Below are 11,728 nucleotides of genomic sequence, written 5' to 3' on the forward strand. Positions count from 1 at the left end.
TCGGTGTCGATGTGGGATTTGTCCGTTATTCTCGGCCTGCAGGATCAGCAGGGTGCGCTGGCCGCACCATAGCCTACGGCATAATTCCTCAAATCGGAATCGATCGAAGGATAAAATTATGCAGCAATTCAAAGTGCTACAGCGTCAGTCGGCGAGGGCGGCCAGGATACGGACCCAGGATCGTATGCCTTTATGAAAACTGGAGAGATCGTATTTTTCGTTCGGGCTGTGGACGCGGTTGTCGAAGCGGGCGAAGCCGACCAGGAGGGCATCGCATCCGAGCCGGCGTTTGAATTCGCCGATGATGGGGATCGAACCTCCCGTGCCGGCAAGGGCAGCTTCGCATTGCCATTCCGTCGAAAGCGCCTGAAGCGTCCTGGTGAGAAACGGACTGTCGATCGGCATGACGGTCGCCGGCGAAAGCCCGTAATCCCTGAAGCTGACCGAACAATCCCTGGGGATACGTGCGCGCACGTGCCGCTGGAAGGCATCACGGATCGTCTGAGGATCTTGCCCTTCAACCAGGCGAAACGAAATCTTGGCGCTTGCCTTCGCCGGAATGACGGTCTTGAAGCCTTCTCCTGTATAGCCGCCACTCATGCCGTTGATTTCGCAACTCGGCCGCGCCCAGATCTGTTCGAGGACAGAACGGTCTGCCTCGCCGGCCGGATCTCTCAGGCCGATATCGCCGAGAAAGGCCTCCTCGTCGAAGGGCAGTCTTTTCCACAGCGCCTTGATGGCGTCGGGGAGCTCGTTCACGTCATCATAAAAACCCTCGATCGCGACGCCGCCATCGGCACGCCGCAGGCTCGAAACCACGTCTGACAGCACCTGCAGCGGATTGCGCGCGGCATTGCCGAACATGCCGGAATGCAGGTCTTGATCGGCGCAGGTGACCTCGATTTCCGTACTAAAGATACCGCGCAGCATCGTCGTGACGGCAGGCGTTTCGCGATCCCACATATCCGTGTCGCAGACGAAAACCGCATCGGCCTTCAACTCGTCTGCCGTGGCATCCAGAAAGGGCGCGAGGCTCGGGCTGCCGGCCTCTTCCTCACCTTCGAACAGCATGCTCACCTGCACCGGCAGTTTACCCGTGACACTCTTCCAGGCGCGGCAGGCTTCGACGAAGGTCATCAGCTGTCCCTTGTCGTCGGACGCGCCGCGCGCCACGATCGCGGTATCGCCGTTCGGCAAGGCTTCCATGCGGGGCTCGAACGGATCGCTCGTCCACAGCGCCAGCGGATCGACCGGCTGGACATCGTAATGGCCGTAAAACAGCAGATGCGGTCCGGACGCCGCCTTTTCATGGGCGACGACCATCGGATGCCCGGTCGTTTTACGCACCGATGCTTCGAAGCCGATCGCAGCCAGATCCCGGCTCAGCCATTCGGCAGCAGTGCGGCAGTGATCGCGATAGGCCGGGTCGGTCGAGACGCTCGGAATGCGGATCAGCTCGAAAAGCCGCGTCAGGCTACCATCGAGGCTTTGGTCCACATGGGCAAGAACGGCATCGATATCTTGATCCATGGCACTAGTCATCGTCTCTCCTCAGCGTTTCAATCTTCCGGATCGAGAATGCAGCATTGCTCTGCTACAGGCGTCAGCACGGCGGACGCCCCTGTTTCCAGCGGATCGGATAGCGCCCCATTGGCGGTGATCTCTCCCGCTGATGTCGCGCATTTGTACTGATAGGCCCGGCCAAGATAGGTGCGCGTGCCGAGCACGGCCGCGATGCCATCACCGTCACGGCTGGCGGCAAGACCGTCTGCGCGGCAGGCCAGCACGAAGTCGTCCTTGATCGGTCCGAATGTTTCCTGTGACAGCTGCAGCCGCGCTCCGCCGGTCGTCTCGGCCATCACAAGCGCGCCGTTGCGCGCGGTCACCTTCATGCGGATCAGGTTCTCGAATCCGACGAAGCGGGCGACGAAAGCGTTGGCCGGCTGGCGATACAGTACCTCCGGCGCGTCGAGCTGCATGATGCGCCCGGCATTCATGATCGCCACCCTGTCGGAGATCGAGAATGCTTCCTCCTGGTCGTGGGTGACGTAAAGTGACGTGGTGCCGTTGGCGCGCTGGAGCTGCCTGATCTCGACGCGCATGTCGATCCTGAGCTTTGCATCCAGATTGGAAAGCGGCTCGTCGAACATCAGAAGCGGCGGCTCGATGACCAGTGCCCGGGCGAGAGCCACGCGCTGTTTCTGGCCGCCTGACAGGGCCGACGGCAGCCGGTCGGCGAAGGCCGAAAGGCCGACGCGGTCCAGCATGGCCATCGTTCTTTTCGCCCGTTCCGGCTGGGGAATACGACGCTGCCTCAGGCCGAAGGCAACATTGTCCTGGACGCTCAGATGAGGAAAAAGCGCGTAGTTCTGAAAGACCAGGCCGATGTCGCGCGCATGCGCGGGAAGGCCGGTGAGGTCGCGCTCGCCGAGCTTGATGCTGCCGCTGCTCGGCTGCAGAAAACCGGCGACGAGGCGCAATGTCGTCGTCTTTCCGCAGCCGCTGGAGCCGAGCAGGGAGACCAGCTCCCCGGCCATGACTGAGATCGACAGATCCTTGAGCACCTGGGTACTGCCGTAATGGGCGGAGATGGAATCGATGGTGAGGGATACGGTCAATAGCGTTCTACTTTGTCAGGAAGGTAAGACCGAGCGTGGCCTCGACGACGGCCATGACGCCGACTGTCACGAACATCAGCAGCACCGATACCGATGCGATCGTCGGATCGAAGAACTGTTCCATATGCGCAAGGATCTGGATCGGCAGCGTCGAGATGCCAGGCCCGGTCAGGAAGACCGAAACCGACACGTCGTTGATCGAGGTGATGAAGGCGAGGATGAAGGCGGCAATGACCCCGGCCCGGATATTCGGCAGGACCACGGTCAGGAAGGTTTTCAACGGCGGGCAACCCAGGCTGATCGCCGCCTCCTCGACGGAAAAATCGAAGGCCGCCAGGCTGGCGCCGACGACGCGCACCGAATAGGGCAGGATCAGCAGCGCATGGCCGACCAGCAGGCTGATGAAGATCGGAAGCCCGAGGCCAATTGTGACCGATTTCATCAGCGAAAATCCGAAGACGATCTCCGGCACCAGGATCGGCAGTACGAAAATGGTGGAAAGCCAGCGCGGCAATTCCACCCGGTAGCGGTTGATCGCATAGGCCGCCGGGACACCGATCAGCAGGGACAGCGCCGTACCGAAAAAGGCGACCTGCAGGCTGGTCAGCGCGGTCGTGCGGAAGGCCTCGATCTCGAAGATATTGACGAACCAGCGCAATGTCAGGCCCTGCGGCGGGAAGGTCAGATAGGTCGTGTCGCTGAAGGCCGCACCGATGATGATGACCAGCGGTGCGAGCAGGAAGAAGAAAACGCAGGCCGCAAAGGCGGCGAGGATCGGGTGAACGCGCCTGTCCATCATACCGCCATCGGATTGAGCCGGCGTGCGATGCGGCTCATGATGAGGACGACGCCGAGCGTCAGCACCACCATGATGGCGGCGATCGTCGATGCGCCCACCCAATCGAAGGTCACCATGGCGCGCTGGTAGAGGAAGGTCCCCATCATCATCTGCTTTTCTCCGCCGAGCAGTTGCGGTGTCGCATAGGAGGTGAAGCTGCCGGTGAAGACCAGGACCGCGCCGACGATGAGGCCGGGTGTCGCGAGCGGCAGGATCACCTGAAAGAATGTCATCAGTGGTCTCGCGCCGAGCGAGGCGGAGGCGTCGATCAGATCGCGCGGGATGCCTTCAAGCACCCCGACCAGCGTCAGGATCATCAGGGGAACGAAGAGATAGACCATGGCGACGATGACCGAGCCTTCGGTATAGAGCATCGAAAGCGGCTCCCCGATAATGCCGGTCGAGATCAGCATGGCATTCAGGATGCCATTCTTCCCGAGAATGATCAGCCATGCGAAGGATCGGACGACGACACCCGTCAGCAGCGGAAAAACCGCTGCGATGATCATGATGCTCTTTGCGCGACCGGGCATTTGCGCGATCACATAGGCGGTGATGAAGCCCACAGTGAGCGAAATCGCCGTCGTGACCAGGGCGACCTCCAGCGTCCGATAAAGAACCGCCCGGCGAAAACCGCTGCTGAAGAATGTCACATAGGGCGCAAACATGCCCTTCGGCTCCGCGAACGTTGCCGCGATGGTGATGGCGACGGGAACGATGAGAAGCACAACGACGGCAATCGTCGCCGGCATCGTCAATCCCCACCTGGCAAAATGCTTCATCTTAAAACTCGTGGCATGTCCTGATATCACGAGCGCCGCATTTCGGATTCGGACGTGCGGCGCTTCCATGTCTGGCCTAGGTCTGGCCCAGGTCCGGCAATAAACCGGCCTCAGGCCGAGAATATCGCGCAGCTTACTGACCGAAGACTTCGTTCCACCGGTCGATCCAGTCGGCCTTGGCAGCATTCATCTTGGCATAGTCGATGCGGGTAAGGCCTGCCACCATATCCGGGCCATAGGTCCAGATCTTCGCCTGGTCCGGCGTCAGGCTGACCTTTGTCGAGATCGGCGCGTCGACGCCTTGTTCGGCTTCAGCCTGCTGGACTTCTTTGGACAGGATGAAGTTGATGAACTGATGGGCGAGTTCGACATTTTCGGAACCCTTCGGGATGTTCACGGTGTTCAGCGTCGCGATGTCGCCGTCCTTGAGCTTGGCCCATGTCATCGTCGGAACGGCCGCCTGCATCGATGCCAGGGTAAAGTCCTGGGCCAGCGCAACGCGAACTTCGCCTGTTGATATCAGGTTCACCAGCTCCGAGCCGGTGTTGTAGTTCTTGACGACATTGGGCTTGAGTGCCTCGATTTCCGCAAAGGCCTTGTCGGCGTCTTCATAGGCATCCGCACCGCCATGCTTGCCGGCTTCCAGCACGACCAGCGGGCCGGCCGTAGTGGTGATTCCGGGCAAGGAGACGGAGCTTTTCAGATCTTCGCGCCACAGGTCGCCCCAGGCGGTGATCGGTGGGTTGACCTTGGCGGAGTCATAGACAATGCCGACGCGTCCGATCGTGTAGGCAGGCCCGTATTTGCCCTGAGGCGCCTTGCCCAGCTCGTAGATATCAGCGAGGTTGGGGATCTTCGACGCATCGATTTCCTGGAACAATCCCTGTTCGATGCCGAGCTGCGAGAAGCTGTCTGTGAGATAGATGACATCGACGCCCTTGCCGTCGCGCAGTTTCAGCTTGTTGAGCCGGTCGGCATTGTTACCTGTCTCGAACACGATCTCGCAGCCGCAGATCTTCTTGAAGGGCGTGATGATGTTCGCATTCATCTTCTCGCCATTATAGCCCCACCAGGAGATGGTCAGAGTCTTCGATTGCGCATGTGCCGCAACGGTGCTGCCGACGGCGGCAAGCAGCGCTAGAGACAGGATTCGGGCAAAACGTCTGGCCTTCATGAGCAATGTCCTTCTGTGAAAAACGGATTTGATAATCGGGATCAACCCCCTGGATTTGAGGGATACTATTTTTTGATCGGTCAGGTCGCAAGCTCAATAATTGAGCAAATACGCTCTTATGCGGGGAATTTTCCCAGACCGATCCCGTCAGTAACTCCCGGTTGCCGACGCCTTGTCGCCGCTCACAAAACGTGTGGTTCATCAGCGCTTTACACATCCGGGTGTGGTCTTTACGGTCCGGCGGTTCCAGCTTCTCACGGGCATTTCATTCATGGCCACTTCGCGCACTGCTCTTCCAGATGATCTGCTGATCAACGCGTCCGACGAGGTGCTGAAGCGCCAGGATCTGGTGCTGACGGCGCTCGGACGCCGGCCCGCCGACAGGCTGTTGCGCGTGGGCAGGTTGCTCGATGTCCACACCAGGACATGGCTCGACGATCAGGAGATCGTCATCAAGGGCCGCCGCATCGCCTATGTCGGCCCCGCCGGCAGTTACGCAGGCGAGGTGAGCGAGCGCTTATCCGAGCCGGATCTTGCGGCCGTGCCGGGCTTCGGCGAGGCGCATAAACATATCGAAAGCTCCCACCTGACGCCCGAATGGGAGGCGGCTCTGGTGATGCCGCATGGCGTGACCTGGACATGCGAGGCGAGCCACGAGTTTTCCAACGTCAACGGCGCCCGCAATCTGGAATTCTGGCTGGAAGCGCGCCGGCGCGGATCGCCGATGAAGATCTTTCCCCTGCCTGGCTCCGCCGTGCCACCGACCGCCTATGAATGGGGTGGCGGCTGGTTCGGTTACGATGAGCAGAAGGCCTTCCTTTCCGAAAGCCTGATGGTCGCCGGGCTCGACGAGGTCATGGACTGGCCGTCCATATCCGATCCCGGCAATCCTTCCTACGATCGGCTATGGGGCATGATCGGCGCGACCTTCGAGCAGCGCGGCGTGGTCGAGGGCCACGGCGCCGGGCTGCGCGACATGGCCTCGATCAATGCCTTCGCCGCAGCGGGTCTCGCTTCGGATCACGAAGGCTGGTTTCTCGACGAGATCTGGCAGAAGCTTCTCCACGGTCTTTTCATTGAGCTCAGGCCGCATTCCCTGCCGGAGGTGATCCGCGGCCTGATCGACAAGGAGCTGACGGACTGGTCGCAGATCGCTCTGGTGACCGACGATCGCAGCGCCTCCGACACACTGAAAATCGGCGCGACCGACCACAATGTCCGCCTCGCCATCGAAAACGGCCTTGCGCCGGAGATCGCCATCCAGTGCGTCACCCTCAATCCGGCACGCCACATGCGGCTGACGCCGTGGGTCGGATCGATCGCGCCAGGCCGTTTCGCCGATTTCGTTCTTCTCAGCGACGTCGCCAGCCTGTCGATCGAAAAAGTATGGGCGGACGGGCGTCCTGTGTCCGAGGGTGCGACATTCATTGGCGTGCGTCCTGAAATCGATTGGCCGCAATGGGCGACGCGCACCGTGAAAATAGACAGGACGGTCACGGCTGACGATTTCCGTATCGAGGCGCCGCCGAACCGGACCACGGTCAACGCAGCACTTTTGCGGCCGTTTCACTGGCACGACGATTTCATCACCATGGAATTGCCGGTGGAGGACGGCGCCGTACAGCGGGATCCCGCGCGCAATGTCACCAAATTCTCGATTGTCGACCGGTTTTCCGGGGAGGCCAAGGTCTCCAGGATGTTCTGGCTGGGCACCGGACCGCGCACGCCGGAGACTGCGCTCGCCTCCACACTCGGGCACGACAAGCATAATATCTGGACGGTCGGCTCATCGGACGAGGCGATGGCGATGGCCGTGAATGCCCTGAACGAACAGCAGGGCGGCTGGGCGCTGGTATCCGGCGGCAAGATTCTCGCTCGTGTCCGCTACGAGGTCGGTGGTCTGATGACGGCGCGTTCGGCTGAAGCGCTGGATGCGGAGATGCAGGCGCTTTATGCGGCCGGCGCCGGGATCGACTGGATGTACGAGCCGACCTTCTCACCCCGATGGTGGCCGGGATTTCCCGAACGCCTGTCATTTGCGACGCTGACCTGCTCGCCCTGGCGCTGGGTCCTGGTCGCGCCGTCGGAGCTGGCGCCGGAGGGGTTCGTGAACGTGCTCACCGGCAAAACCCATCCGATCGTCTGGTGACGTAGTGGCCCGCCAAAATTCCACCTGATTGATCTTCTTACTGCAGCAAATAGAAAGCGTTAACCATAGTCTCGTAGACAACGAACAGGATCAAAGGAACCTGTGTTCGATGGCTACTGAAATGACCCGCCGGCCTGCCGGCGCCAATGAAGGCAGAATTATTGCCTTTCCTGCTGGAACCGGAATTGCGAATATTGAGCGTTGCGCTCGCGAACTCGGCCGCCGGCATGGCGCAGATGCGATAGAATTCTGGAAGGCCGAATGCCGCAGGCTTGCCGATCAGCTTCTGGCGGCCGGGATACCGGAGAGCGATGTCGGTCAGCGGGTGCTGCAGTTTCAGCAAGATGTCCAGAGCGAACTGGTCTTCAGCCATCAAAACGGACCACTGCCCAAGTCTCAAAACCGATAGCGGCAATCTCGCCGATGGCCGTCGTGTGCCTTGCGACTACCGCATCAGCCCGGCGGACCGGAGGGCGTCTTCAATGATTTTCTGAATGCCGCCCCTATCGCTGCCCGTGCCGAATGGATCTGCAGCGTTTTCCGGTTGCGCAGCAGGGGCTTTCGTGTTGCGCCGTTTTTCAAATGAGGGCACCAGACCCCAGGACCTGGCAATTTCGACGGTCGAGGAAATTCCGACGTCAAGCATGAAGGGGCCGCTTGCCCCGTAGCCGGTGCCGATATCGAGAGGCGTGCCGTGACCCATTCCGGCAATCGTATAGAGCTCGATCACTTCGACACCATGAGCATCAGTCCAGACCTTTCTCTGATGTCGTCCGATATCTTCGACGCGCCCCGGCGATGCATCGACGCCGTGGATATTTCTCCATTGCTCCACGATCGCATTCGCATTGGATGGCACGACGGTGCTGTCTGCGGTTCCCTGCCATATTGCTAATGTCGGCCATCGGCCCTTGTGTCCTGAAGCGTTTCTCAACCGCCGTTCCTGCTCTTTGGCAGTCGGGCCGCCATGGCCGCGCATTCGGTCGAACGCCTCGGGAATGGTTGCAGCACTTGCATATGGCAGGCCGGCAATGATCGCGCCACCCGCAAAAACCTCGGGATAGGTGGCAAGCATGGCGGCGGTCATGGCGCCGCCGGCCGAAAGCCCGGTCACGAACACGCGCCTGCTGTCGATACCGTGTTCCGTAACGACCTTTGCGATCATCTGGCGAATGGAAAAGACCTCGCCGTGATCCCGGCGAATGTCCTCCGGGTTGAACCAATTGAAGCAGAGATTTGCATTGTTTGCCCTTCGCTGCTCGGGAAACAGCAGCGCGAAGCCATAGTCCTCGGCCAATCCAGACCAGCCGGATCCGATATCATACCCGGCGGCAGTCTGGGTACAGCCGTGCAGGACAACGACCAGAGCCATATCTTTCCCGCGCTTCGACGGCAAATAGGTGTAGCCCCCCAAGGCGCCTGGGTTTGAGCCAAATGCGTCCAAGGCGACGAGATCGGGGCTGCCCTGCGTGGGTTGGGCGCGAAGGGTTCCTCGCAGCGCAGCAAGGCGTGCGAGGGTGTCTGACATAGATCTCATGAAAGTCTCCGCCAATCAGCAGCCGGGATGGCGGTGATGCTGAACTAAACGCGTCAGTCTACGAAATGGTTGCTGCGGTGCACAATATTTTTCAAGCCACCGGGCTTCTCAATGCATGGACACTTTTCTCATCAGACATCCAGCTTAGCGGCAGTCTTCTCCATGGTGCAAGCAGATGGGCGTCCGACCTCTGGATTGACATCGGCGGCGCCAGGAACTTCGGCCCGGATGTGGAGTTGATGTTGTCGATTGACAGCATTGACGCTGCGACCCAACGAGGCTTTTCAGATGTCGAACAAATCCAACTTCTTCTCTTCCTTTGCTACCGCCGTCGCCGATCTCTCGGGAAAGCCGTTCACCTTCGTAGCGGCTTTGGCGCTCGTGCTTGTCTGGGCGGTTTCCGGCCCTTTTTTCGGCTATTCCGAAACCTGGCAACTTGTGATCAACACCACCACCACGATCATTACCTTCTTGATGGTGTTCGTGTTGCAGAACAGCCAGAACCGTGACGGAAAGGCTCTGCAGGCCAAACTTGACGAACTCATCCTGACGAGCCAGGCGGCCAACAAGTTTGTTGGCATCGAAAAGCTGGAGGAGGGCGAACTCAGGGAAATGAGCAAGACCCTTGCCGAGAAAGCCGAATGCGTCGAGGAAAAGGCGGATGAGAAATCTGCCGCAGAGGCAGCGTCCGCCTAATTCGCCGTCTTTGAGATTTGGTCGTGGTGTTGCCGGCGCATTCCCTCGATTGCCTCGGCGTTTTTCTTCTCGACCGCAATCCAGTGGTTTCCTGCCTTGCTTGATCGGATCAGTTCGTCGAGCTTGGCATGAAGCGCCATCATGTCCCGATTTTGGGAGTGCTGCACCAGCAGCAAGATAAAAAATATAATGAGGGTACCGATCATATTGGTCAGCAGAAACCACCCGCGTGGAAAGGAGAAGCTGAGACCGACTGCCGTCCATATGACTGCGAATGCGACCAGCGTGACAGGGACCACAGGATGCCCTGCCCATGAGACGGCCCAGTCAGAGATCTGTCGAAAGCGCCAGCGCATACGGCTCTCCACAGCGTAAAATGGAAGACGGAGAGGCTTCCATCACCTCGCCAGAATAAATAGGGCGCCGCAAACGACATAAAACCCGCGTTTTGAACTGACCCCAATAAGTTGGACGGTTTAAAGGCTGGTTAGATTTAAGGGCTGAGTTCTGTATTGCACAGGGCTCAGCCCTTTGAGTTTCAACTTGATGCGCTGATGATTGTAGTAGTGGATGTAGTCGTCGATGCCGTCTTTCAGGCTTTTGATGCTGACGAAGCGATTGGGATGAAAGAGCTCGGATTTAAGGGTGGCAAAGAAGCTTTCCATGGCGGCGTTGTCGAGGCAATTGCCTTTGCGTGACATGCTCTGGGCGATGCCGCATTTTTGAAGCTGTCGCTGATAGGCTGGCATCTGGTAGTGCCATCCCTGATCGGAGTGCAGGATCGGCTTGTCATTGCTCCCCAGCCGGCTCAAGGCTTTGTTCAACATGCTTTCCACCAGTTTGAAGACCGGCCTTGTGGTCGTCTCGTAGGCGATGATCTCGCCATTGTAGAGGTCCATGACCGGCGAGAGATAGAGCTTCTCGCCGGCGACCTTGAACTCGGTGACGTCGGTGACCCATTTCTGATTGGCTGCCTGCGCAGTGAACTGCCGTTTGACGAGGTCGGGGGCTGTGCGCCCGACGTCACCTTTGTAGGAGCGGTATTTCTTCGGCCGTACCAGCGATTTCAATCCCATCTCGACCATCAGGCGCTGGACCGTCTTATGATTGACCGTCTGCCCGAGCTGGCGGATCGCCGCCGTCACCCGGCGATAGCCGTAGCAGCCCTTGTGAGCCTCGAAGATGGCTTTGATCCTGTCCTTGAGCGCAGCATGCCTGTCGGCCAGCTGCGACATCCTTTGCCGGTAGTAGAACGTGCTGCGGGAAAGGCCCGAAAGCTTCAGCACGTCGTCAAGCGGATAGAGTGGCCTTAACGCCTGGACGACTTGCGCTTTTTGAGCGCTGGTTGCTTGCGCGTTAAGGCCTCGAGTTTTTTTAGGTAGTCGTTCTCCATGCGCAGATAGTTCAGTTCCGACAGCAGTTCTTCGCGGCTCTTCGCCTCGTCGCTCTGCAAAGCTTGCGGCTCCCGGGGGATCGGCGGCTCGGACATCGATCGGGGGCCTCCTTTGCGGCGTGAGGTCAGTGCATCAATCCCACCAGTCTCGTAGCGTCGCTCCCAATCCGAAAGGCAACCCTTATTGCGGATGTCGAACAGCGCCGCCGTCTGGCGGTAGGAGAGCCCATCCTTCCACATCCGCTGGAGAACCGATAGCTTGAATGCTGCATCGTAGTGGCTGAACTTCTTCGCAAGACCTGGAACCCCATGCGCCTCATAGCTTGCTACCCATTTGCGAACCGTCCCATGGTCTACCGCGAAGTGCGCGCCGACCTCCCGAGCACTACGCTCGCCCTTCTCATAAAACTCCACAACAGAAAGCTTAAAAGCCAGGCTGTGATTGGACATGCAAAACCCCCGAAGGTGGATGTCCAACTTTCGGGGGTCAGTTCATTTCCGCGGGTTTTATTCTGACGACTAGCCGTTCTCTCGCGGACAT

General features: G+C 59.5%; 11 protein-coding genes. 3 read left to right on the plus strand and 8 right to left on the minus strand.

Annotated elements, in window-relative coordinates; genetic code table 11:
- Positions 1-144: 144 nt before the first annotated feature.
- From U5G49_RS08095 to U5G49_RS08115, 5 genes are all read right to left on the minus strand, one after another.
- Positions 145-1,542, minus strand: coding sequence for a dipeptidase (locus tag U5G49_RS08095; protein ID WP_193444236.1), 1,398 nt, complete (start codon positions 1,540-1,542; stop codon positions 145-147).
- Positions 1,543-1,559: 17 nt separating this feature from the next.
- Positions 1,560-2,618 carry an ABC transporter ATP-binding protein gene (locus U5G49_RS08100; protein ID WP_028732135.1) on the minus strand — a complete coding sequence of 353 codons (1,059 nt, stop codon included), beginning with the start codon at positions 2,616-2,618 and terminating at the stop codon, positions 1,560-1,562.
- A gap of 7 nt (positions 2,619-2,625) precedes the next feature.
- Positions 2,626-3,417, minus strand: a complete 792-nt coding sequence (locus tag U5G49_RS08105) for an ABC transporter permease (RefSeq protein ID WP_028732134.1) — start codon at positions 3,415-3,417, stop codon at positions 2,626-2,628.
- Complete coding sequence (locus U5G49_RS08110) at positions 3,414-4,238, minus strand: ABC transporter permease (RefSeq protein ID WP_047622305.1); 825 nt, start codon at positions 4,236-4,238, stop codon at positions 3,414-3,416. Before U5G49_RS08110 ends, U5G49_RS08105 begins: the two co-directional genes overlap by 4 nt.
- Positions 4,239-4,371: 133 nt before the next feature.
- Positions 4,372-5,412: an ABC transporter substrate-binding protein gene (locus U5G49_RS08115; protein WP_018241767.1), complete on the minus strand. Its 1,041-nt coding sequence runs from the start codon at positions 5,410-5,412 to the stop codon at positions 4,372-4,374.
- 271 nt (positions 5,413-5,683) lie between these two features.
- On the opposite strand from U5G49_RS08115, the gene U5G49_RS08120 reads away from it, so the two are divergent.
- Both U5G49_RS08120 and U5G49_RS08125 read left to right on the plus strand, forming a co-directional pair.
- Positions 5,684-7,561 carry an adenine deaminase gene (locus tag U5G49_RS08120; protein ID WP_246288917.1) on the plus strand — a complete coding sequence of 626 codons (1,878 nt, stop codon included), beginning with the start codon at positions 5,684-5,686 and terminating at the stop codon, positions 7,559-7,561.
- Positions 7,562-7,670: 109 nt separating this feature from the next.
- Positions 7,671-7,970: a DUF6074 family protein gene (locus U5G49_RS08125; RefSeq protein ID WP_028732131.1), complete on the plus strand. Its 300-nt coding sequence runs from the start codon at positions 7,671-7,673 to the stop codon at positions 7,968-7,970.
- A gap of 36 nt (positions 7,971-8,006) precedes the next feature.
- Here U5G49_RS08125 and U5G49_RS08130 read toward each other — a convergent pair whose 3' ends face one another.
- On the minus strand, positions 8,007-9,098 hold the full coding sequence (locus tag U5G49_RS08130; RefSeq protein WP_193444237.1) for an extracellular catalytic domain type 1 short-chain-length polyhydroxyalkanoate depolymerase: 1,092 nt from the start codon (positions 9,096-9,098) through the stop codon (positions 8,007-8,009).
- Between the two features lie 288 nt (positions 9,099-9,386).
- Between U5G49_RS08130 and U5G49_RS08135 the strand changes: the two genes are divergently transcribed.
- The gene (locus U5G49_RS08135; RefSeq protein WP_018241771.1) at positions 9,387-9,794 is read left to right on the plus strand and encodes a low affinity iron permease family protein; all 408 of its coding nucleotides are present in this window, start codon (positions 9,387-9,389) and stop codon (positions 9,792-9,794) included.
- Here the strand turns inward: U5G49_RS08135 and U5G49_RS08140 are convergent.
- Both U5G49_RS08140 and U5G49_RS08145 read right to left on the minus strand, forming a co-directional pair.
- Positions 9,791-10,150, minus strand: coding sequence for a low affinity iron permease family protein (locus U5G49_RS08140; protein WP_018445664.1), 360 nt, complete (start codon positions 10,148-10,150; stop codon positions 9,791-9,793). The genes U5G49_RS08135 and U5G49_RS08140 overlap by 4 nt on opposite strands.
- A 120-nt stretch (positions 10,151-10,270) precedes the next feature.
- A protein-coding gene (locus U5G49_RS08145) for an IS3 family transposase (protein ID WP_370090368.1) occupies positions 10,271-11,637 on the minus strand; the annotation gives its coding sequence in 2 pieces (ribosomal slippage) (positions 10,271-11,160 and positions 11,160-11,637; 1,368 coding nt in all).
- Positions 11,638-11,728: the final 91 nt, after the last annotated feature.

It is taken from the genome of Rhizobium indigoferae (assembly GCF_034554815.1).
Lineage (GTDB): Bacteria > Pseudomonadota > Alphaproteobacteria > Rhizobiales > Rhizobiaceae > Rhizobium > Rhizobium leguminosarum.